Annotated in this window: 18 protein-coding genes; 9 read left to right on the top strand and 9 right to left on the bottom strand. The window is 73.7% G+C overall.

Going from position 1 to position 21,498, the window contains the following annotated elements:
• Nucleotides 1-108: 108 nt before the first annotated feature.
• The gene (locus DEJ21_RS14535; protein ID WP_146243540.1) at nt 109-1,410 is read right to left on the bottom strand and encodes an O-antigen ligase; all 1,302 of its coding nucleotides are present in this window, start codon (nt 1,408-1,410) and stop codon (nt 109-111) included.
• Nucleotides 1,411-1,502: 92 nt separating this feature from the next.
• Between DEJ21_RS14535 and DEJ21_RS14530 the strand changes: the two genes are divergently transcribed.
• Nucleotides 1,503-2,855 (top strand): hypothetical protein, encoded by a 1,353-nt coding sequence (locus DEJ21_RS14530; RefSeq protein ID WP_111225074.1) that lies wholly within the window; start codon nt 1,503-1,505, stop codon nt 2,853-2,855.
• 13 nt (nt 2,856-2,868) lie between these two features.
• Here the strand turns inward: DEJ21_RS14530 and DEJ21_RS14525 are convergent, their stop codons facing one another.
• Nucleotides 2,869-4,248 carry an O-antigen ligase gene (locus DEJ21_RS14525; protein WP_071405764.1) on the bottom strand — a complete coding sequence of 460 codons (1,380 nt, stop codon included), beginning with the start codon at nt 4,246-4,248 and terminating at the stop codon, nt 2,869-2,871.
• A 66-nt stretch (nt 4,249-4,314) separates the two neighbouring features.
• Here DEJ21_RS14525 and manA point away from each other — a divergent pair, with 66 nt between their 5' ends.
• The 5 genes from manA to DEJ21_RS14500 all read left to right on the top strand — a co-directional run bounded on the left by manA (nt 4,315) and on the right by DEJ21_RS14500 (nt 11,482).
• Entirely contained in the window at nt 4,315-5,523 is a 1,209-nt protein-coding gene (gene manA / locus DEJ21_RS14520) for a mannose-6-phosphate isomerase, class I (protein ID WP_111225073.1), read from the top strand.
• A gap of 101 nt (nt 5,524-5,624) precedes the next feature.
• On the top strand, nt 5,625-6,587 hold the full coding sequence (galE, locus tag DEJ21_RS14515; RefSeq protein ID WP_071405789.1) for a UDP-glucose 4-epimerase GalE: 963 nt from the start codon (nt 5,625-5,627) through the stop codon (nt 6,585-6,587).
• A gap of 188 nt (nt 6,588-6,775) precedes the next feature.
• A complete protein-coding gene (locus tag DEJ21_RS14510) occupies nt 6,776-7,108 on the top strand; it encodes a WhiB family transcriptional regulator (protein ID WP_081827389.1) in 333 nt (110 codons plus the stop codon).
• A 130-nt stretch (nt 7,109-7,238) separates the two neighbouring features.
• Nucleotides 7,239-10,076: a glycosyltransferase family 2 protein gene (locus DEJ21_RS14505; protein ID WP_146247808.1), complete on the top strand. Its 2,838-nt coding sequence runs from the start codon at nt 7,239-7,241 to the stop codon at nt 10,074-10,076.
• Nucleotides 10,073-11,482, top strand: coding sequence for a DUF5719 family protein (locus DEJ21_RS14500; protein ID WP_111225071.1), 1,410 nt, complete (start codon nt 10,073-10,075; stop codon nt 11,480-11,482). The genes DEJ21_RS14505 and DEJ21_RS14500 overlap by 4 nt, the downstream gene beginning before the upstream one ends.
• Nucleotides 11,483-11,504: 22 nt before the next feature.
• Here the strand turns inward: DEJ21_RS14500 and DEJ21_RS14495 are convergent, their stop codons facing one another.
• The gene (locus DEJ21_RS14495) at nt 11,505-11,945 is read right to left on the bottom strand and encodes a metallopeptidase family protein (RefSeq protein WP_071405768.1); all 441 of its coding nucleotides are present in this window, start codon (nt 11,943-11,945) and stop codon (nt 11,505-11,507) included.
• A gap of 59 nt (nt 11,946-12,004) precedes the next feature.
• Between DEJ21_RS14495 and DEJ21_RS14490 the strand changes: the two genes are divergently transcribed.
• Nucleotides 12,005-12,220 carry a DUF3499 family protein gene (locus tag DEJ21_RS14490; RefSeq protein ID WP_111029483.1) on the top strand — a complete coding sequence of 72 codons (216 nt, stop codon included), beginning with the start codon at nt 12,005-12,007 and terminating at the stop codon, nt 12,218-12,220.
• 105 nt (nt 12,221-12,325) lie between these two features.
• Nucleotides 12,326-13,804, top strand: coding sequence for an adenosylhomocysteinase (gene ahcY / locus DEJ21_RS14485; RefSeq protein WP_111032112.1), 1,479 nt, complete (start codon nt 12,326-12,328; stop codon nt 13,802-13,804).
• A 118-nt stretch (nt 13,805-13,922) separates the two neighbouring features.
• Here ahcY and DEJ21_RS14480 read toward each other — a convergent pair whose 3' ends face one another.
• The gene (locus DEJ21_RS14480) at nt 13,923-14,792 is read right to left on the bottom strand and encodes an RDD family protein (RefSeq protein ID WP_111225070.1); all 870 of its coding nucleotides are present in this window, start codon (nt 14,790-14,792) and stop codon (nt 13,923-13,925) included.
• A 42-nt stretch (nt 14,793-14,834) separates the two neighbouring features.
• Between DEJ21_RS14480 and DEJ21_RS14475 the strand changes: the two genes are divergently transcribed.
• The gene (locus DEJ21_RS14475; protein ID WP_111225069.1) at nt 14,835-15,833 is read left to right on the top strand and encodes a stage II sporulation protein M; all 999 of its coding nucleotides are present in this window, start codon (nt 14,835-14,837) and stop codon (nt 15,831-15,833) included.
• 13 nt (nt 15,834-15,846) lie between these two features.
• Here the strand turns inward: DEJ21_RS14475 and DEJ21_RS14470 are convergent, their stop codons facing one another.
• The 5 genes from DEJ21_RS14470 to DEJ21_RS14450 are packed head-to-tail and all read right to left on the bottom strand — an operon-like array spanning nt 15,847 to nt 21,341.
• On the bottom strand, nt 15,847-17,199 hold the full coding sequence (locus DEJ21_RS14470) for a DUF58 domain-containing protein (protein ID WP_111225068.1): 1,353 nt from the start codon (nt 17,197-17,199) through the stop codon (nt 15,847-15,849).
• Nucleotides 17,199-18,206 (bottom strand): AAA family ATPase, encoded by a 1,008-nt coding sequence (locus DEJ21_RS14465; RefSeq protein ID WP_375342406.1) that lies wholly within the window; start codon nt 18,204-18,206, stop codon nt 17,199-17,201. Before DEJ21_RS14465 ends, DEJ21_RS14470 begins: the two co-directional genes overlap by 1 nt.
• Before the next feature lie 5 nt (nt 18,207-18,211).
• The gene (locus tag DEJ21_RS14460) at nt 18,212-19,459 is read right to left on the bottom strand and encodes a DUF4350 domain-containing protein (RefSeq protein ID WP_111225067.1); all 1,248 of its coding nucleotides are present in this window, start codon (nt 19,457-19,459) and stop codon (nt 18,212-18,214) included.
• Nucleotides 19,456-20,097, bottom strand: coding sequence for a DUF4129 domain-containing protein (locus DEJ21_RS14455; protein WP_111225066.1), 642 nt, complete (start codon nt 20,095-20,097; stop codon nt 19,456-19,458). The genes DEJ21_RS14460 and DEJ21_RS14455 overlap by 4 nt, the downstream gene beginning before the upstream one ends.
• The gene (locus tag DEJ21_RS14450) at nt 20,094-21,341 is read right to left on the bottom strand and encodes a glycerophosphoryl diester phosphodiesterase membrane domain-containing protein (RefSeq protein WP_181435914.1); all 1,248 of its coding nucleotides are present in this window, start codon (nt 21,339-21,341) and stop codon (nt 20,094-20,096) included. The genes DEJ21_RS14455 and DEJ21_RS14450 overlap by 4 nt, the downstream gene beginning before the upstream one ends.
• Nucleotides 21,342-21,498 lie beyond the last annotated feature (157 nt).

Raw genomic sequence — 21,498 nt, 5'->3', positions numbered from 1 at the left:
CGCCGCTTCGTGAGCAGCAACGGTCGGGTCGCCTCCGCGGAGGCGACCATTCCTGCTCACGAAGCGCCACGGCGCGCAGCGCGCAGCGCGCAGCGCGCAGCGTCCGCGCTACACGCGCGGCAGGTGCCGGCGCCACGAGCGGCGCCGCGCGGCGATCACGAGGACCGTCACGAAGAACATCAGCCCCGCGCCGTGCAGCAGGTAGCTCTCCGCCGTGCTGGTGACGGCGAGCAGCACGAGCACGGCGGCCGGCCACACGTACGCCACCCCGGGGAACGTCGTCGCCGTCACCCAGGCGCGCGCGAACGCGAGCAGCGCCGTGATGCCGAGAATGAGCGTGCCCGCGAACCCGATCTGCAGCCAGGCGTCCACGAAGGCGTTGAGTCCCGAGGTGAACCGGACGCCGGCGGGGTCGATGAGCGTGACGTAAGGCACGACGGGCTCGGTCGGCCACGTGCCCACCCAGCCCCAGCCCTGGATCGGGTAGCGCTCCACCAGGACCCGAATCTGCGACCACAGGTCTGTCCGGGTGGCCGTGCCGCCGGCCGCCCCGATCTCGGCGAGCAGACGGTGCCGGGCGAGCACCCCGACGGCCAGCGTCAGCAGGACGACCGCGCCGAGGACGCCGTTGACCACCGGTCTGGTCGCCGGTCGTGCGTGCCGGAGTGACCAGAGCGCCAGCGCGGTGACGGCGAGCGCGATCATCGCGAGCCCGGTGATGGGGGACTGCACGAGCATCAGGGCGATGACGGCGAGCGAGGTCGAGGCGATCGCGCGCCAGACCGTGACCGACCGGGTGAGGAACTCGACCACGAAGGTGACCAGGGCCATCGCGGCGATGAAGCCCATGAAGTTGCGCGTGCCGCCGATGCCCTGGATCGGACCGCCGTACGCGATGTCGCCGCGGATGCCGAACGCCGGGAACGGGACGTCGAGGACCAGGCCGGACAGGACCTCGAGTCCGAGGGCCGTCACGAGCAGGATCCGGAAGGCGTCGCCCGAGGCCCGGATCACCTGCACCAGGTCGCGGCCGAGGGCCAGGTACAGCCCGAGGCCGATGAAGCACACGGTCTGCACCAGTCCGCGGAGCGCCACCCAGGAGTACTCGCTCCAGAGCACGCTCAACGCGCAGTAGCCGACGAAGGCCAGCAGCGAGAGGGGGAGGACCCCGTGCCACTCGATCCGGTAGCGCTGGCCGAGCAGGCTCAGCCCTGCCAGCACGAACAGCGTCACGAGCACCGCCCAGGTCCCCGCCCGGCCGACCAGGGCCTCGACGGTGGGCTGCCCGAACCCGAACAGCACGATGACCGTCGCGAGCGCCTGGCTGAACCGTCCACCGGCCGAGAAGCCGATCCAGGCGGAGAGGTACCGGCGCCCGAGCACCTGTCTGCTCACCCGGCCGTCCGTCACGCGTCCATCTTGGCGCACGACCTTGTGACGAGCACACCGCATCGCGGTGTGGCTGTATCGACGATGCGCGATGACCGAACTATCCTCACCGGATGGACCTCGCGCGCAGGGTCGCCGGCGTCCCCCTCGTCGCGGTCGTCGTCGGCCTGCTCACGACCGCCCTGGCCTGGTACCGGCTCGGCCCGGTGCCGCGGAACACCGTCTGGGCCGAGGACGGCGGCGTGTTCCTGCGCGAACGGATCGCGATGGGTCCCGTCGACACCCTGCTGCACCCCTACGCCGGGTACGTGCACCTGCTGCCGCGGCTCATCGTCGACCTCGGGTACGCGCTGCCGCCCGAGCGGTACGCGCAGGTGGTGGCGCTCGCCGCGTGCACGGTCGTCGGCGGGGTCTGCGCCCTGGTGTTCGTGCTGTCCCGCGACGTCGTCCGCCCGTGGCCGTTGCGGCTGGTGCTCGCCGCCGTCCCCGTCGTCCTGCCGCTCGCCCCGTACGAGATCAGCGGCAACGCGGCGAACCTGCACTGGTTCCTGCTCGTCCTGGTGCCGTGGGTCTTCGCGTGGCGTGCTCGGTCGTGGTGGGCGGCCGGGGCGCTCGCCGTGGTCGCGGGGGTGGCCGTGCTCACCGAACCGCTCACCGCCCTGTTCGCGCCCCTGCTGCTGCTCGCCTGGACGCCGCGTGGCCGTGCGCCCGGACCGGCCGGCCGGTGGACCGCGCTGCCGGTCACGCTCGTCGTGGTCGTCGCCCTGGCGGTGCAGGGCATCACGACCCTGACGAGCCCGCGTGCCCTCGCCACGGGGTCGCCGGCAGTGCGCGACGTGCTCGCGGGGTACCTGCTGCGTCCCGTGGCGGGTGCCTGGGACCCGGACCTCGATGCTGTGCTGACGGCGGTGGTCGAGCACGGCTGGGCGGTGGTCGTGGTGCCCGCAGCCCTGCTGCTCGTCGTCCTGGTGGCGGCCGTCGTGGTCGGGCCAGCGCGCACCCGGTGGATGGTCGCAGCCCTCGCCGTCGGCTCCGTCGCGGTGTGGTGGGTGGCCCTGCTCGCCAACGGCGGCGACGGTATCCGCTGGTCGGCGCCGGTCGCCGCGATGGCCGCCGTGCCGCCGCAGCGCTACGCCGCGGCCGCCGGCCTGCTGCTGGTGAGCGCCGCGGTGGTCGCCGCCGCCACGCTCGTGGACGCCCGCAGCTGGTCGCGTGCTGCCGGACAGACGGGAGGCCCGGGTCGCCTGGTCGGCGCGCTGGCCGGTTGGTGCGTGGTCACCGCCGTCGTCGCGTCGGCGGTCCTGCACGTCGCGCCGACGGACACGCGGCGGAGCGACGGGCCGGTGTGGGCGGGGCAGCTGCCGGCGGCGGTGGCGGCGTGCGACGCGGACCCGGCGCTCGAGGTCGCCCGGGTGAAGTCGAACCCGTGGTCGTCCCCGGTGTCGTGCTCGTGGCTGTCGCGCTGAGCGAGCGTCCGGGTCAGCGCGTGCCGGCCCAGCGGAACTCGCGCTTGGCGGGCGGCGTGCGCGGACCGTCGCCGGTGGACACCGGTTCCTCGCCGGTCAGCACGATGCGCGTCTTGATGGCGAGCAGGGCGAAGAGCACCCAGTTCCCCTGGTAGAGCAGGCGGGACTCGGCGACCGACTGCACGAGCAGGGCGACGACGACCAGGAGCGGCAGGAGCGACACCGGGTCGAACGACCGCGGACGCAGCGCGGCGTCGTACCCGATGCGGGTCGCGCAGGCCCACGAGCGGGACAGCGTCGTGACCACGTAGATCGCGAAGAGCACCAGGCCGATGATGCCGGTCTGCATCCAGACGTCCAGGTATGCATCGTGGGCCTGCAGGTACGTGACGCCCTTGCGCTGCGCCAGGTCGGCGAGCGTCGGGATGCCCGGCCACCAGTACCCGATCCAGCCCCAGCCGCCCACGGGGTGCTGGTCGATCAGGCCGAGGACCTTGGCCCAGATCTCCCCGCGTCCGGTGGCGTCCGAGCCCTTGCCGAGCAGTTCGGACACCGGGCCGCGCAGCACGAACGCGGCGACGGCGACGACGACGGCACCCACCGCGAGCAGCAGGTAGCGCGGGGTCCGGCGCTCGGTCGGGACACGGCGCATCCAGACGGCGGCCAGTGCGACCACGGCGACCACGAGTGCGGCGGCGATGACCGTCGACGAGCGGGTGAGGACGAAGCCGAGTGCCGCGACGACGAGCCAGCCGATCGCCTGGTTCCGGCGGATCCGGCCCTCGGCGAACTGCACGGCGACCACGATCGCGACCAGCAGGGCCACCATCGCGAGCAGGTTGGCGTTGCCGGGCAGCCCCTGGATCCGGCCACCGGTGAAGAGCTCGGCGCGCGAGAAGTAGAAGGCGTCGGGGACGTCGCGGTCGCCGTAGTCCGTCCAGATCGGGGCGATCGGGTGCCGGACGAACACCGCGACGGCGGCCTCGAACAGGAGCGAGAGCATGAGGACCCAGCGGAGCGCGAGGCTCAGGGCATCGGTGATCCGGCGCCACGTCAGGGTCGAGGCGATCGTGAACGCCACGGCCGCGCAGATCACCTGCACGGTCAGGCTCGAGATCGTCGCGAAGCGCCAGTGCGACCAGACCAGGGTCACCAGGCACCAGCCGAGGAACGCCCAGAGTGCCCAGGGGGTGCGGACGAGCGGCGGCTTCGCCCGGACCAGGATCGTGATGCCCCACGCCGCGACGAGGGCCCAGAGGACGCCGGCCCCGACCCAGGTCAGGGTGTTCGGCACGGCGTCGCCCGCGAACAGCACGAACAGCGTCGTCGCCCCGAAGGCGAACGCCTCGCGCTCCGGTACGGTCCCGCGCGCCAGCGGCCAGGTGTTCGTCACGACGCCAGGCTACCGGCCGGTCGCCGTCCGCAGGACTCCACCGGCGGCGCCGGTAGGCTCTGGCCCATGTTCCTCGGCATCACGAACACCCCCCGCGACTACGCCTGGGGCTCGGTCACCGCGATCCCGGAGCTCCTCGGCCGCACCGTCACGGGTGCCCCGCAGGCGGAGCTCTGGCTCGGCGCCCACGCCGGCAGCCCCAGCGTCGTCGTCAACCCGGCCATGGTCGGCGGGGCCGACACGCTCCGCGACTGGATCGCCGACGAGCCGGAGACCGCACTCGGTCCGGACCGCACCGGCCTGCCCTTCCTGCTCAAGGTGCTCGCGGCGGCGGCACCGCTCTCGCTGCAGGCGCACCCGACCCCGGAGCAGGCAGAAGCGGGCTTCGCTCGCGAGGAGCGCGAGGGGATCCCGCTCGACGACCCGGCCCGCAACTACAAGGACCCGTTCCCGAAGCCCGAGCTCGTCGTCGCGCTGAGCGAGCGGTTCGAGGCGCTGAGCGGCTTCCGCCCGGTCGAGGAGACCCTGGCCGAGGTCCGCGTGCTCGACGCCGGCACCGGACGCCTCGGTCCGCTCGAGGTGCACCTGCTGCACGGGCTCGAGGACACCGTCCGCTGGCTCGAGACCGCCGACGAGTCCGCGCTCGCCGTGGTGCAGGCCGCGAGCGACCTGGCCGTCTCGCTCGACGACGACCTGCTCACCCCGAACACCGCGACCGTCCGCGACCTGGCGACCAGCTGGCCCGGCGACCCCGGCATCGTCGTCTCCCTGCTCATGCACCGGGTGACGCTCACCGCGGGGCAGGCCATGTACCTGCCCGCCGGCAACATCCACGCGTACCAGGACGGGCTCGGCATCGAGCTGATGGCGCCGTCGGACAACGTGCTGCGCGGCGGGCTCACGCCGAAGCACGTCGACGTGCCGGAGCTCCTGCGGGTGCTGGACTTCACCGCGTACCCGGCGCCGGTCCTCGAGCCCGAACGCATCGCCCCGGGCGTCGACCGGTTCGCGCCGGACGGCGTCGGCTTCGCGCTGCTGCGGGTGGACGGCGACGGTCGCCCGGTGGGACTGAGCACCGGCGGGGTCGCCCCGCTCGTCGGGCCGTCGATCGCGATCTGCACCGAGGGCGTCGTCACGCTCGTCGGCGCGCAGTCGGCGACCCTGCTCCGCAAGGGCGAGTCGTGCTTCATCACCCCGGACGAGGGCGACGTGACGGTCGAGGCGGACTCCTCCGACGGCATCACGTCGACCGTGTTCATCGCCACCGGCGCCTAGGGGCGCGGAGCCGGCACCGGGACCGGCGCGGGGCCGCACGCCGTGGCGTGGACCCGCACACCGCCACCGGGGCGTCGCCGACGTCCGCTAGCGTGGCGAGCATGAGTTGGCTGGTCACCGGCGGTGCCGGGTACATCGGGTCCCACGTCGTCCGAGCGCTGCGCTCGGCCGGCATCGACACGGTCGCGTTCGACGATCTGTCGAGCGGCTTCCGCGCGTTCGTCCCGGACGACGTGCCGTTCGTCGAGGGCACGATCCTCGACGGCGAGCTCGTCGCACGCACGCTGCGCGAGCACGAGGTCACCGGCGTGGTCCACGTCGCGGGGTTCAAGTACGCCGGCGTCTCGGTCGAGCGCCCGCTGCACACCTACGAGCAGAACGTCACCGGCATGGCGACCCTGCTGCGCGCGATGGCGGAGACCGGCGTCACCAAGGCGGTCTTCTCGTCCAGCGCGGCGGTCTACGGCACGCCGGACGTCGAGACCGTGGTCGAGTCCACCCCGAAGAACCCGGAGTCGCCGTACGGCGAGTCGAAGCTCATCGGCGAGTGGCTGCTGCGCGACATGGAGGTCGCCGCGGGCTTCACCACCACGTCGCTCCGGTACTTCAACGTCGTCGGTTCGGGGGAGCCCGACCTGTACGACGCCAGCCCGCACAACCTGTTCCCGCTGGTCTTCGACGCGCTGCTCGCCGGCCGGACCCCGCGGATCAACGGCGACGACTACGCCACCCCGGACGGCACCTGCGTCCGCGACTACGTGCACGTGGCCGACCTGGCGCACTCGCACGCGGTGGCCGCGCGGAAGCTCGAGGCGGGGGAGCCGCTCGAGCGTGCCTACAACCTCGGCAGCGGCGACGGCGTGAGCGTCCGGCAGATCATGGACGCGATGGCGTCGGGCACCGGGATCGCCTTCGACCCCGAGATCGCACCGCGGCGCCCCGGCGACCCGGCCCGCATCGTCGCGACCGGCGAAGCCGCCGCCCGTGACCTCGAGTGGGCCATGCGGCACTCCCTGGACGAGATGGTGTCGAGCGCCTGGGAGGCCCGTCGCAGCGCCTCCTGAGCGCCTGAGGACGAGTCAGTTGTCCCCCGGAAGGCCCACCCGAGCGGTGCGACACGCCCAAACGGGGGACATGACACGCTGGAGCGGTCAGTGCCTTCTATGATCCGCGACTTGACTCAGGCGAATGACACCGCTGTAATTACAGGCAACGGCCGCAAGAGTTGGGGTTCGTTGTCGAGGCGGCAGGGGTGATCAGGGTGAACGGTTCCGAGTTCCACGCCGGAGTTCCGGAGGACTGGCACGTCGATCCCGTGGCGCTCGGCGTCCCGGGTGTCCGACGTCCGGAGACCGACGACGAGGAGAACCCGCTCGCCTGGCAGGTCGACTCGCTCTGCGCGCAGACCGACCCCGAGGCGTTCTTCCCCGAGAAGGGCGGCTCCACGCGCGAGGCGAAGAAGATCTGCACCTCGTGCGAGGTGCGGGCGCAGTGCCTCGAGTACGCGCTCGAGAACGACGAACGCTTCGGCATCTGGGGTGGCCTCTCCGAGCGTGAACGCCGGAAGTTGCGGAAAAGGGCGTAGCCGCCCCACCCCGTCCGGGAGGCGCGTGGAGCGCCCGCCCCGCACCGTGCAGTGAGCGCGCCCACAGGTTCACGGCGCGCCGCCGTCCGCAGCCGACACCGCGCCTCCAGACCGTAGAGTGGCGCCCGTCATGCAGCCCAGAGTCACCGCGATCCTCGTCGCCGCCAACGGGGCGGCCCACCTCGACCGGACCCTGGACGCGCTCGCCGCCCAGACCCGCCACCCCGAGAACCTGGTGGTCGTCGACGTCGGCACGACCGACGGATCGACCGCCGAACTGTCCTTCGGCGGGTCCGCGCAGCTCGTCCGGCTGCCCGCCGGTACCGCGTTCGGTGACGCCGTCCGCCAGGGCGAGCGCAGCGCGCCGCCCGTGGCGACCGACGAGCCGGTCGACGAGTGGCTGTGGGTCCTCGGCCACGACAACGCGCCGGCGCCGACCGCGCTCGCCGACCTGCTGTCCGCCGTCGAGATCGCGCCGTCGGTCGTCGTCGCCGGTCCCAAGCTCGTCGCCGACGACGACCCCTCGCTCATCCGCGCTTTCGGCGAGAGCATGACCCGCTTCGGCCGGTCGATCGTGCTGGTGCAGGACGAGCTCGACCAGGGCCAGCACGACCGCAACACCGACGTGCTCGGTGTCGCCGCGGGCGGCATGCTCGTGCGCCGCTCGGTCTGGAACGAACTCGGCGGCTTCGACCCGGCGCTGCCGGACGTCGACGCGGCCCTCGACTTCTCGGTGCGGGTCCGTCTCGCCGGGCACCGCGTCGCCCTCGTGCCGGAGGCCAAGGTCACCAGCGCCGGACCGATCGAGGAGTTCGGCCGCAAGCGCGTGTCCGAGGCGCGGCGCGTCCGGATGCACCGGCAGGCGCAGCTGCACCGCCGGATGACCTACGCGCCCGCCGCGCTGGTCTGGCTGCACTGGCTCACGCTCGTGCCGTTCGCGATCGGCCGCGCGCTCGGTCACCTGGTCGCGAAGCACCCCGCCGCCGTGGTCCCCGAGCTCTCCGCCGCGTTCGCCGTCGCGTTCGGCGGCGGCACGGGGCGGGCGCGCAAGAACCTCGCCCGCACGAAGAAGCTCGGCTGGGCCGCCGTCGAACCGCTCCGCGTGAGCTGGCGTCGGGTGCACGAGCACCGCACCACCTCGCGGGACGTCGAACTCGCCCGGGCCGAGGACGCCCCGATCGCCCGGGCGTCGTTCCTGAGCGACGGCGGCATCTGGGTGGTCCTGGCCGCCGCGGTCCTCAGCGTCGTGACGCTCTACCCGCTGCTCGGGTCGCCGGCCCTGACCGGCGGGGGACTCCTGCCGCTCTCCGCGACGCCGGGACAGCTCTGGCAGAACGTCGGGTACGGCTTCCACTCGCTCGGCACGGGCTTCACCGGCCCGTCCGACCCCTTCGCCGCGGTGCTCGCCGTGCTCGGCTCGATCGTCTTCTGGTCGCCGTCCACCGCGGTCGTGCTGGTCATGCTCGTCGCGTTCCCGCTGTCCGCACTGGGGGCCTGGTTCGCGGTCCGCAAGGTCACGACCCGCACCTGGGTGCCGGTCATCGGTGCGTCGCTGTACGCGATCGCCCCGTCGCTCGTCGGAGCCGTGACGACCGGACACCTCGGCGCCGTGATCGCGCACCTGGTGCTGCCGTGGCTGTTCGTCGCCGTGCTCGAGGCGCACCGCTCGTGGGCCTGGGCCTCGGGAGCGTCGCTCCTGTTCGCCGTCGTCGCCGCCTCCGCGCCGTCGCTGCTGCCGGTCCTGCTGGTCGGCTGGCTCGTGGCGCTCCTGGTCGGCTGGCGCCGGGCCCACCGTCGTCTGTTCATCCCGGTGCCGACCGCGGTGCTCTTCCTGCCGCTGATCCTGGCGCAGGCCGCACGCGGCAACCTGCTCGCGGTGTTCGCCGACCCGGGTGCGCCGTCCGCGACCCGGGCGCCGTCCGCGCTCCAGCTGGCCATCGGACAGCCCCTGCCCGACTGGAGCGGCTGGCTCCCCGCGACGTCCGGACTCGCACTGGTCGCCACGGTCCTGCCGATCGTGATGGCCGTCCTCGCGCTCCCCGTGGCCGCCGCCGCGATCGGGGCGATGCTCGGCCACCGCTGGGCGGTCGCGGGCTCGGCGCTCGTCATCGCGCTCCTCGGCTTCGCCACGGCCTTCGCCGCCACCCACGTCACGGTGACCGGTGTCGGGTCGACCACCACCATCGTCTGGCCCGGCAGCGGTCTGTCCGTGTACTGGCTCGCCCTCGTGGTCGCGGCCTGCATCGGCATCGACGTGCTGCCGAAGGCCGCCCCGGTCACCGGGCTCGTCGCGACCGTGCTCGCCGGTGTGGCCGTGGCTCCGGCCTTCGCGGCGTTCTACCTCGGCACCGCCACGATCGAGCCGACCACCGGCCGGGTGCTCAGCGCGTACGTGAACGCCGAGGCCCAGGCGAACCCGGACGTCGGCACGCTCGTGGTCGTCCCGCAGGACGACGGTTCGCTCGCCGTCACGCTCGAGCGCGGGCAGGGTTCCACCCTCGACGACCAGTCGACGCTCGACGCGACCGCACTCCGGCTGAGCGAGTCCGGCGCACGGCTGACGACACTCGCCGGCAACCTGGCGAGCCGCAGCGGGTACGACCCCCGGCCGGCGCTCCGCGAGCTCGGCGTGAGCTTCGTGCTCATCGACGACGCCGGTGACGACCCCGAGGCGCAGACCGTGCACGACCGGGCTGCCGGTGCGATCGGTCAGAACGCGCTCTTCACGAGCATCGGCGAGACCACGAACGGCCAGCTGTTCCACTACGAGGGCGAGGTCGACCGCACCCGCTCCGGCTCCGCGGCGACCCAGGCCACCCACGTGCTGTACCTCGTCGTGCTCGGCGTGGTCTTCGGCGCCGCGGCACTCCTCGCGGTCCCGACGGCCCCGCGCCGCCGCCGTGCCACCTCGAACGTCATCGAGGCCGAGGAACCCGCCACCACCTTCGACGAGGAGCGCGACGAATGAGCACCAACCCCTCCTCGGTCCGGCGCTGGATCGTCCGCGGCACCGCCACGGCCGTCGCCGTCGTCGTCGCCGCGGGTGCCGTCACCGCGGCCCACGCCATCGGCACCGAGTCCGAACCGGGTCGACCGGCCGGGCGCACCGTCACGCCGGTCCCCGCTGCCGCCGAGCGTGTCTGCGCCGGCAGTGCGCTGCGCCTGTCCGACGACGCCGGCAACGACGCGACGCAGGCGAGCACCGTCGGCGCCGCGACCGTCGCGACCGCGACGACCGGTTCGACGGTCGAGCGGTCCTCGCTCGACTCCTCGACCACCGGCGGCAGCGACCCCCGGCTCCTGACGGCCCCCGCTGGCGAGACGACGCCGCAGGTCGCGGGCAGCAGCTTCCAGAGCGTCTCGAGCGGCGACCTGGTGGGGGCGGGCGCTGCCTCGTGCGATGACCCGACCCAGTCCACGTGGCTCGTCGGCGGCTCGACGGAGACCGGTCGGACGAGCCTCGTCACGCTCTCGAACCCGACCGACGTGAACGCCACGGTCGACCTGGCGATCTTCGACGGCTCGGGGACGGTCAGCGCCCCCGGGACCACCGGCATCGTCGTCGCGCCGAACACGCAGAAGGTCGTCCCGCTGTCGGGCTTCGTGTCCGACGCCGCCTCGACGGTCGTGCACGTCACGTCGTCCGGCGGCCAGATCGTCGCGCACATGCAGGAGTCCGTCGTCCGCACCCTCACCCCGGGCGGCTACGACATCGTCTCCGGTGGGGCCGCGCCGTCCCGCTCGCAGGTCATCCCCGCCGTCGCCCTCGCCGACGCGCAGGCCGCCCAGCGCGGCGACGACACGGCCGACGCGGCACCGATCGTCCGGCTGTTCGTCCCCGGCACGAAGTCGGCCCGCGTCACCCTCGGCATCAGCACGGCCGACGGCGGCGGCACGACCGTCAACGCCACCGCCGAGCCCGGGGTCGTCACCGATGTCCCGCTCGACGACTTCCCGGACGGCCGGTACTCGTTCACCGTCACCTCGACCGAGCCGATCGTCACCGGTGCACGCACCACGACGCCGACCGACGGTGCCAGCAGCGGCACCGACCTCGGGTGGTTCGCCTCGGCCGAGCCGCTGGGGGACCGGACGATCACCGCCATCGCCCCGGGCGAGGGCGTGCGGCTGAACTTCGTGAACCCCACCCGCCAGGACCGCTCCGTCACGGTGCGGTCGGGCGACGAGCGGCGCACGCTGAAGATCCTGTCCGGTGCGACCGTGACGCTCCCGGTGCAGACCGCGAAGCAGCTCACGCTGACCGGGACGGAGGGCATCGTCGCGGGCGTGACCTACCGCGGGGCCGACGGCATCGCCGGGTTCCCGGTGCGTCCGGCCACCGACGTCTCCACCCCGGTCCGCGTCTACCCCTGACGCCCGGCGCGGTCCGCCCGGCTCACCAGTGTCGGTAGCGGTCCGGCGCCAGGTCCCAGGGGTCCTTGCCGATCAGCTCGCCGACCGCGCGGAACACCGCGGTCTCGATGATGATGCGCCGGTCCGAGTCGTCCTTCTCGGGGCTCCGGTTCACCCGTTCGACGGGGATCCGGAAGACGGTCACGCGGCGGGTGTCGCGGTCGATGCGCCAGCGCGGCATCTCGTCCGGCAGGGTCGTGTCGCTCGGCATGTCCGCCACCTGGAACACCACGCCGGACAGTTCCTCGGGCCAGAGGCCGAGCAGGTAGTGCGCGCTGTCACCGACGATCCGGTCGAACGCCTCGGCGCGGGTGATGATCGGCGCGAGCTCGGGCCCGGTGACACTCGAGCGCCCACCGCGGCCGTGCCGGGAGCGCCCCCGACCGCGGTCGACCGGGGTGACGAGGCGAGGCTTCCGACGCATCCCCACATCGTACGCGGGGACGGGTGCGCGCCGGACGCTCCGCTAGGCTCCCTGTCGAGATGGACGTGCGGATCTGCAGCAAGGTGGCGTGTGCCAACAGCGCTTCGTCGACCCTGACGTACGACTACGGCGACTCCATGGTGGTCGTCGGTCCGCTGTCGACCCGGGTCGAGCCGCACGGCTACGACCTCTGCGCCCGGCACGCTGCCTCCCTGCGCGTCCCGCGCGGCTGGCAGGTGGTGCGGCGCGAGCCGCTGCCGCGCGACGTCGACTGACAGCTCGCGTCCGCGACGTGGGTGCGGGGGTCGGTCTGGAGGCCCGGGGAACGTGACCGGGATCGGCTGGTGATCCGCGCCTCCCGGCATGGAAGACTGGTGGGCATGCCCACCGAAACCCGCACCGCTGCTGCGTTCCGCGTCGCCGACCTGTCCCTCGCCGAGGCCGGCCGGCACCAGATCCGCCTCGCCGAGAACGAGATGCCGGGCCTGATGTCACTGCGTGACGAGTTCGCCGCGGCGCAGCCGCTCGCCGGCGCACGCATCGCCGGGTCCCTGCACATGACGGTGCAGACCGCGGTGCTCATCGAGACGCTCGTCGCCCTCGGCGCGCAGGTGCGCTGGGCCAGCTGCAACATCTTCTCCACCCAGGACGAAGCCGCGGCCGCCGTCGCCGTCGGACCCACCGGCAGCCCGGACGCCCCCGCCGGCGTCCCGGTGTTCGCGTGGAAGGGCGAGACGCTCGAGGAGTACTGGTGGTGCACCAGCCGCATCTTCGACTGGAGCGACGAGGCCGCCGCGGCGGGTGCCGACTGGACCGGGCCGAACCTGATCCTCGACGACGGCGGCGACGCCACGATGCTCGTGCACACCGGCGCCGACGCCGAGGCGGCCGGTGCCGCTCCGGTCGCCGAGCCGGACGCGAGCACCGAGTGGAAGATCGTGCTCGACACCGTCGCGCGGTCGCTCGAGACGTCGTCGGACCGCTGGACCCGCATCGCGGCCGACATCCAGGGCGTCACCGAGGAGACCACCACGGGCGTCCACCGCCTGTACGAGCTGTTCCGGAACGGCGAGCTGAAGTTCCCGGCGATCAACGTCAACGACTCCGTGACGAAGTCGAAGTTCGACAACAAGTACGGCATCCGGCACTCGCTGCCCGACGGCCTGAACCGGGCCACCGACGTGCTCATCGGCGGCAAGGTCGCCTTCGTCGTCGGCTACGGCGACGTCGGCAAGGGTGCGGCCGAGGCGCTCCGCGGGCAGGGTGCCCGTGTCATCGTCAGCGAGGTCGACCCGATCTGCGCGCTGCAGGCGGCGATGGACGGCTACCAGGTCGCGCGCCTGGCGGACGTCGTCGACACCGTCGACATGGTCATCACGTGCACCGGCAACCTGGGCGTGGTCGGTGTCGACGAGATGCTCGGGCTGAAGCACCTGGCGATCGTGGCGAACGTGGGGCACTTCGACAACGAGATCGACATGGCGGGGCTCGAAGCCCTGCCCGGCGTCTCGAAGGTCGAGATCAAGCCGCAGGTGCACGAGTGGCGGCTGCCGACCGGGCGGTCGATCCTGGTGCTGTCCGAGGGCCGGCTCATGAACCTCGGCAACGCCACCGGGCACCCGTCGTTCGTGATGAGCAACTCGTTCACGAACCAGGTGCTCGCGCAGATCGAGCTGCACACCCGGCGCGAGGAGTACCCGACGGGCGTGTACGTGCTGCCGAAGCACCTGGACGAGAAGGTCGCGCGCCTGCACCTCGACGCACTCGGGGTGCAGCTGACGTCGCTGCGTCCGGAGCAGGCGGCGTACATCGGTGTCCCGGTCGAGGGTCCCTTCAAGCCGGACCACTACCGCTACTGAGCGCGGCGGGGCGGCCTGGGGCCGGCGGAACCTGGTTCCGGACACAGCACCGTGGATCTCCGCGGTGCTGTGTCCGTTTCGCAGTGTGGCGCGGGGGCAGTCAGCGCCGCTCCGCGCGTCAGCGCGGGAAGCCCGGCGGGGGCGCGGCCGCCGTCGCCCCCGCGGCGGTCAGCAGTTCGGCGCGGGCACCCAGCGCCCGGATGTCCCGACGACGCCGCAGCACGACGACCCCGGCCAGGAAGACCTCGGGCGGGACCGGCGGCACCGGGTGCGCGAACGCGGACACCTCCGCCGCCAGGGTCTGCGCCGCCGCCTCGCGCAGTTCGGGGCGCATCAGCGCAGCCCCGCGGAAGAACGCACCGAGGCGGTTCTCCAACCGCTGCGGCAGCGCCGAGACGTCCGCGACACCGGCCCAGGCCGTCAGCTCCGGGGGCAGCAGCACCTCGGGGTCCCGCTGCTTCGGCAGTCGCTCGTGCTGCACGATCGTGCCCGCCAGCAGGTCCCCGAGGCGCCGAGGCCGACTGCCGAACAGCGCGACGAGCAGGGCGACCGAGCCGAACGTCATCCAGAGCTCGAACAGGCCGACGAGCGACCGGGTGAAGGCGTGCCGGAAGCCGATCGCGCCGCCGTCGAGCCGGACGACCCGGGTGCCGGTGGCGAACCGTCCGACGCTCCGCCCCTTCGTCACGGTCTCGACCGCCGCGGGCACCAGCACGAGCACGACGACGAGCAGCACGATGTTGAGCGCAGCACCCCAGGCCGGCTCGAGCCCCCTCGGCCAGAGCCGCCAGACGCCGAAGAGCGCGAGCACGAACAGGACGAGGACGCACAGGCCGTCCAGCAGCGCGGCCGCGAGCCGCAGCACGAGTCCGGCGGGCTGGACGTCGAGCGCGACACCCTCGCCCACCACCAGCTCGTCGGCGGTCTCGTCGAGGTCGCGCGAGAACCGGGCGTCGGCGAGGTCACGCGGCGTGCGGGGCTTCGGCATGGGATCATTCTGTCGGAGATCGCGCGACCTGAGGGGGAACACGTGGACCTGGACGCCTACACCGAGGTGCACCGTGACCGGTGGCAGGAGCTCGACCGTCTGGCGCGTGCCCGGCACCGGTCCGGCGCAGACGTCGACCGGCTCGTCGCCGGCTACCAGGAGGCCGCGACCGACCTCGCCCGCATCCGGGGCGCCGCACCGCGCACCGTGACCGGCGACCGGCTCTCGCTCACGCTGTTCCGCGCCCGTCTGCGCTTCACCGGCACGCCCGTCGACCCGTTGACCGCCGTCGCCCTGTTCTTCACGCGGCAGTTGCCCGCGGCGCTCTACCGGACCCGCTGGGTCACCATCTGGGTCGCGCTCGCCACGGTGGCGATCGGGGCGATCGTCGCCGTCTGGATCACCACCACCCCGGGTGCGACGGCGACGTTCGGCAGCGACGAGGCCCTGCGCCGGTACGCCACGCAGGACTTCGTCGACTACTACTCCGACCGTGGCCTCGGGGCCTTCACCGCGCAGGTCTGGACGAACAACGCCTACATCGCCGCGACGATGGTGGCGTTCGGCATCACCGGGGTCTTCGTGCCGTTCTCGATCATGCAGAACGCCGTCAGCCTCGGGGTCTCCGCCGCGATCATGCACTCCCAGGGCCGCCTGGCCGACTTCTTCCTCTACATCTCCCCGCATGGGCAGCTCGAGCTCTACTCGGTGTTCCTCGCGGGCGGTGCGGGGCTGATGATCTTCTGGTCGTGGGTGGCGCCGGGGCCTGGACGCACGCGCGCCCAGGCCCTCGCCGAGGACGGCCGCGCACTCATCACCATCGCGATCGGCCTGACCCTGACCCTGCTGCTGTCCGGCATCGTCGAGGGCGTGGTGACGCGGCAGGACTGGCCGTGGCCGATCAAGATCGGCATCGGCACCCTCGCACTGGTCGCGGTGCTCGCCTACCAGTGGGTGCTCGGCGGCCGCGCGTACCGAGCGGGGGAGCGCGGCGACCTCGAGGAGTTCGAGCGCGGCTCCACCGCCCTGGTGGCCGGCTGACGTCCGTCCCGGTTCAGAGCCGGCCGGTGGCCTTCGCCCGGATGTAGGCGTCGGCGACGAGCGGCGGGACGTCCGCCGGTGCGCCGCGCACGACCTCGGCGCCGGAGCGCCGTGCGACGTCGGCCGCACCGTCCGCGTCGAGCAGGGTGCGTTCGGCGGCCGCGCGTCGGTAGACGTCGCGCTCCGCGCCGGTCGGGAGGCCCGGCACCCGTCCGCCTCGCGCCGTGCGGATCGCCGTGGTCGGGTCCACCCCGCCGCGCGCCATCCGCTGGACGGCCGGGTCCTCGATGCTCGTCACGACGACGGCGTGCCGTCGGGACAGCCGGGGGAGCACGGCGAGCAGGTCGCCCGAGGCGCCGACGGAGTCGAGGCTCGAGGCGAGGACGACCATGGCGCGCGAGGTCGTGATCGAGTCGACGAGCGCGGGGACGGATGCCCAGTCGGTCGCGGCGAGCCCGGGCTCGGCCATCGCGAGGGCCTCACCGAAGCGCTGCACGACGTCGGTGCGGGTGGCGCCGTGCACGCGGTCGTGTGCGGTGTCGTCGAGGACCACCAGGTCGACGCGGTCACCGGCGGCTGCCGCGAGGGCACCGAGGAGCAGCGCCGACTCGATGAAGGTGTCGAGTCGGGGTTCGTCGGCGACGCGGCCGGCACCCGCCCGGCCCGCGTCGACCACGACGACGACGCGTCGGTCGCGTTCCGGCCGCCAGGTGCGGACGACGAGGTCCTGCCGCCGCGCGGTGGCGCGCCAGTCGATGGACCGCACGTCGTCGCCGCGCACGTAGTCGCGCAGCGAGTCGAACTCGGTGCCGTGCCCGCGGAGCTGCAGCGTGGTCTCGCCGTCGAGCTCGCGGAGCCGTGCCAACCGCGACGGTAGGTGCCGCCGGGAGCGGAACGGCGGCGTCACGACGAGTTCGCCCGGTGCCGCGACGACCCGCTGCCGTGCGGCGAGGCCCAGGGGACCGAAGGACCGCACGGCGACCCCGGTGGTGCGGCGTCGACCACGACGGAACGGTGTGAAGCGCATCCGGGCCGTCCGTCGCTCCCCGGCGGGGACCGTCATCCGGATCCGACGGGGACGGTGGCCGGCCGACGGCTCCCACATGTCACGGACCACACCGCGGACCGTCCGGGAGCCGTCGTTGGCGAGCACGAGGGTGCCGTCCGCGGTGCTGTCGCGTCGAGCGAGCCGGGGCATCCGCCGCTCCACGCGGACCCGTCGCAGGTCGGCGGCGAGCACGACGTCGAGTGCCGCGGCGAGCAGCACCACCCCGACCCACGCCAGACCGGCCCACCCGCTGCCGAGCAGCACGGTGGGCACGAGGGCGACGGCGAGGAGCGCGACGAACCGGCCGGAGACCGCCACTAGATCGGCACCCGCACCTGCTCGAGCACCTGCTGGAGCACACCGTCGGCGCCGACGCCCTCGAGCTCGGCGTCGGCGGCGACCCGCAGGCGGTGCCGCCAGACCGGCAGGGTCATGGCCTGCACGTGGTCCGGGGTGATCGCGTCGTAGCCGGTGAGCCAGGCCCAGGCCTTGGCGGCCGCGAGCAGTGCCGTCGCTCCGCGGGGGCTCACCCCGACGCGGACGGACGGTGCCTGCCGGGTGGCCCGGGCGAGGTCGACGATGTACGCGAGCACGTCGTCGCGGGCCCCGACGTCGCGGACGGCACGCTGCGCCCGCACGACCTCGTCGACGCCGACCACCGGGGTGATGCCGGCGGACCGGACGTCTCGCGGCACGAACCCGTCGGCGTGGCGCCGGAGCACCTGCCACTCGACGTCGCGCGGCGGGATGTCGAGCGTCAGCTTCATCAGGAACCGGTCGAGCTGCGCCTCGGGCAGCGTGTAGGTGCCCTCGAACTCGATCGGGTTCATCGTCGCGGCGACGAAGAAGGGGTCGGGCAGGGCCCGGGCGTCGCCGTCGACGCTCACCTGGCGTTCCTCCATCGCCTCGAGCAGGGCCGACTGGGTCTTCGGCGGCGTGCGGTTGACCTCGTCGGCGAGCAGGACGTTCGTGAAGACGGGGCCCTCGCGGAACGGGAACGTGCCGGTCGAGGCGTCGTAGACGAGCGACCCGGTGACGTCGCCGGGCATCAGGTCCGGCGTGAACTGGATGCGCTTCGTGTCGAGCGTCATCGCGGCGGCGAGGCTGCGGACGAGCAGGGTCTTCGCGACACCGGGGACGCCCTCGAGCAGCACGTGCCCCTGTGCGAGGAGTCCGACGATCATGCCGGAGACCGCGCCCTCCTGGCCGACGACGGCCTTGGCGACCTCGGTGCGGACCCGGCCGAACGCGTCGCGCAGGTCGGAGCCGGCCGCAGTCGTGGGGTCGTGCTCCGGTGCGGTGTGCTCGGTGGTGGCAGGGGGCAGGTCGGTCACGGTCGTGCTCCTGGTCGGTCGGGGTCGGAGGTCGGTCGGTCACCGGAGGTCGCCCGGCGGACGGCGCGTTCGAGGTCGTCGAGCGCGGCGGTGCCGTCGACGAGCGCACGGTCGTCGTCGGTGGTCCCACCGACGAGCACGGCGCCGACACGGGTGTGCGGGATGCCGGTGGCCTGGGCCGCGGTCCGGACGACCTCGTCGACGTGTGCCGATCGGGGAAGTCCGAGCATCCGGCCGATGCGGCGGACGGCGGCGACGCGCAGGGTGTCGAGGGCGTGGGTGCGGTCACGGGTGCGGGCGTACATCCGGGCGCGACCCTCGGTGGTCTCGGCAGCACGGACGACGACGGGCAACCGCTCGACGACGAGCGGGCCGAGCCGTCGGCCCCGCCAGACACCGGCCGCCACGGCCACGAGGGCGAGCAGTGCGAGCGCGCTCGGGACCCACGGCGGGGCGAGCTCGCCGAGCGTCGGTGCGGCGTCGGGGGTGCCGACGGCCGGGGCGTACCAGACGAGTCGCTCGTCGGCGCCGAGCAGCCCGAGGGCGAGCGCGGCGTTCCCGGCGGTGGCGATCGTGTCGTTCCGGAACGCCGAGGTCGTGCCGAGCAGGGTGACGTCGCCGCCCGGGGTCGTGGTGCGCACGAGGCCCCAGACCCGGGAGCCGCCCTTGCCCGTCGGCGCGCACCGTTCGGCGGCGTCGTCGTCCACGGTGTACCCGGAGCCGGCGGTCGTCACCCGCGCTGCCGAGGCCGCCGCCGGGATCCCGCACGAGGCCGTCGAGACGGTGGCGTCACCGTCGATCTGGGCGGGCGGGTCGACCGGGAACCCGAGCAGCGCATCGAGGCCGGCGCCGCTCGTCCCGACGACCACGACGTGCCGGGCCGTGCGGGCGATGCGTTCCGCGACGGCGGGGTCGAGCGCCCCGTCGGAGTCGTCGATGAACACCGTGCCGCCGTCGATCCCGCCGACGCCGTCGACGGTGTCGGTGACGGAGACCGCGGTGCCCCGCTGCTCGAGCACCCGGACCAGCGCGGCCGAACCACTGGCCGTCGTCGAGGTCGGGTCGAGTGCGCGCGGTGCGTCCGGGTCGGTGCCCTGCACGACGGCGGTCAGCGCGGCGAGCAGGACGCCGACCAGGACGATCGCGACCCAGAACCCGATGCGGAACCGGCGTCCCTCGGCCGGAGCCGGAGCCGGAGCAGGAGTCGGTCCGGCGCTCGTCCGCGTGGCGGTGTCGGTCGTCATGCCGGCACCACCGGTTCTTCGGCCCGGGCGGGCCGGGCCTGCCGGACGGTCCGCTCGGTGTCGAGCACGCGCAGGGCCGCGGCTTCGTCGGCCTCGGCACCGAGGTACCGGACCGCGTCGAAGGCGGTCGCTGCCGCGTCGAGTGCACCGGCCGACGCGGGGAACGGCACGGCACCCCGCGCGGCGATCGTCCGCGCGGTGGCTCCGGGCACGTCGGGCACCAGGTCGCGTTCGCCGAGCCCCCTGGCGATCGCGCGGAACCCGTCGAGCACCGCTGCCGACCAGTCGGCGCGACGGACGGCGGCCTGGGCCGCTTCGAGGAGTTCCCGGGCGGAGCGCAGGTCGTCGGCGTCGAACACCCCGCCGGTGTCACCGTCACCGGCCCGGGCGCGCCGGCGGGGGAGTCCGCGGGCGACGACGACGAGCACGACGACCGCGACGAGCACCACGATCGCGATCACCAGCGCCGTGCGGGCCGCCGCGGGGGAGTCGATGCCGTCGGCGCGGAGCGATCCGAGCCAGTCGAGGAAGGAGCGCGAGGCACGGTCCCACCACGTCGGCCGGGCAGCGTCGTAGGCGGACCGCTCGAGTTCGCGCTCGAGCAGGCGACGCGCTTCGTCCGGGTCGACCGCCGTCACGCGGAGCCGTTCGGCGGCGCCTGACCCGGACCCTGCTGCCACGGCTGCTGCTGCGGCTGCTGCTGACCGGGCTGCCACGGCGGCTGCTGCTGACCGGGCTGCCACGGCTGCTGCTGCTGACCGGGCTGCCAGGGTTGCTGCTGGTGACCGGGCTGCCACTGCTGCTGCCCGGGCCACGACTGCTGCTGCGCCTGCCACCGCTGGCCACCCCACTGCTGCTGCGGCGGCCACGGCGGGCGTGCGACGGGCTCGGACGGTGCGAACGGGTCGGTCGGCTGCCCGGAGTCCAGGTGCGATGCGATCCGCTGGTCGAGGGCCTCGGTGCGGATCCGCCGGTCGATGGCGAGGAACGTGGTGATCGAGGCGCTCAGCACGTCGGTGATGCACTGCACCGCGATCGCGAGCAGGCTGCCGACGACGATGGCGATGACCGCACCGGTGCCGGCTCCCGACGTGCCACCCGTCTGCCCGAGCGGGTCGAAGGTGCCCCCGACGAGCACGGCGCCGATGGTGAGCGGGATCGACGCGATGGACGCCGCGAACCCGAACATGAGCTGCACGAGCAGCAGGATGCCGAAGGTCCGCCAGAAGGCCCCGCGGGTCAGGCGCCACGACTGTGCGGCTGCGGCGAAGACCGGCCGGCCCTCGAGCGCGATGGTCGGGACGGTGAGCACGAAGCGCGTGGCGAGCCACACGACGACGACACCGATGCCGAGCACGAACAGCACGAGTGCCAGCACGAACCACCCGGTGCCGGAGTCGGCGGCGCCCATGGCCGCGAACACCCCGAAGAACACGAGCCCAGCCAGGAGCGCGAGGACCACACCGGCCCCGATCTGCACGAGCATCCACGCGACGACGGACCACCGGCGGCCGGCGAGCAGCGCCCACAGCCCCCGGAACGTGGCGCGACGGCCGAGGACCCGCTGCCCGGTGTCCGCGGCGACCGGCGCCACCAGGAACCCGCGACCGAGGTAGGCGAGGAACGGCAGCACGACCGAGAGCAGTGCCGTGAGCGTCAGCGTGCCAGCGACCACCGAGTCGGCACCGCTGCCGCCGTCGAGGGCCGAGAACATCCGCGACTGCAACGCCTGCTGCCCGAAGGTGCTGGCCAGCGTCGAGAGCAGGCCGAGCACACCGCTCAGCAGCACGCTCCAGAGCAGCAGCACGCGGGCGTTCCGGCGGAAGACGGTGAACGCCCCGGCCAGGATGTCCCCGAGGCCGAGCGGACGCAGCGGGATCACCGGACGCGAGCCACCGGACGGACCGCCCGGTCGCCCCGGACCCGGCCCCGGGGCGGGCTGCGGCGACACGGAGAAGCGGGACGGGCCTCCAGGCTGGGGTCCTGGTCCCTGCGCCGGTCCGGACGCCGGCGGCGTCGGCGCACCCTGCTGCCCACCG

Origin of the sequence: Curtobacterium sp. MCSS17_006 (genome assembly GCF_003234215.1) — a bacterium.
GTDB classification, from domain to species: domain Bacteria; phylum Actinomycetota; class Actinomycetes; order Actinomycetales; family Microbacteriaceae; genus Curtobacterium; species Curtobacterium flaccumfaciens.
Note: the sequence above shows the minus strand (reverse complement) of the source record. Positions and strands in the feature narration are given on the sequence as shown.

Bases quoted from the DNA above. Each gene is read 5' to 3' on its own strand.
- galE (WP_071405789.1), top strand. From the start codon at position 5,625: ATGAGTTGGCTGGTCACCGGCGGTGCCGGGTACATCGGGTCCCACGTC.
- DEJ21_RS14495 (WP_071405768.1), bottom strand. From the start codon at position 11,945: ATGCGTCGGAAGCCTCGCCTCGTCACCCCGGTCGACCGCGGTCGGGGG.
- DEJ21_RS14490 (WP_111029483.1), top strand. From the start codon at position 12,005: ATGGACGTGCGGATCTGCAGCAAGGTGGCGTGTGCCAACAGCGCTTCG.
- DEJ21_RS14460 (WP_111225067.1), bottom strand. From the start codon at position 19,459: ATGACGACCGACACCGCCACGCGGACGAGCGCCGGACCGACTCCTGCT.
- manA (WP_111225073.1), top strand. From the start codon at position 4,315: ATGTTCCTCGGCATCACGAACACCCCCCGCGACTACGCCTGGGGCTCG.
- DEJ21_RS14530 (WP_111225074.1), top strand. From the start codon at position 1,503: ATGGACCTCGCGCGCAGGGTCGCCGGCGTCCCCCTCGTCGCGGTCGTC.
- DEJ21_RS14500 (WP_111225071.1), top strand. From the start codon at position 10,073: ATGAGCACCAACCCCTCCTCGGTCCGGCGCTGGATCGTCCGCGGCACC.
- DEJ21_RS14480 (WP_111225070.1), bottom strand. From the start codon at position 14,792: ATGCCGAAGCCCCGCACGCCGCGTGACCTCGCCGACGCCCGGTTCTCG.
- DEJ21_RS14505 (WP_146247808.1), top strand. From the start codon at position 7,239: ATGCAGCCCAGAGTCACCGCGATCCTCGTCGCCGCCAACGGGGCGGCC.
- ahcY (WP_111032112.1), top strand. From the start codon at position 12,326: ATGCCCACCGAAACCCGCACCGCTGCTGCGTTCCGCGTCGCCGACCTG.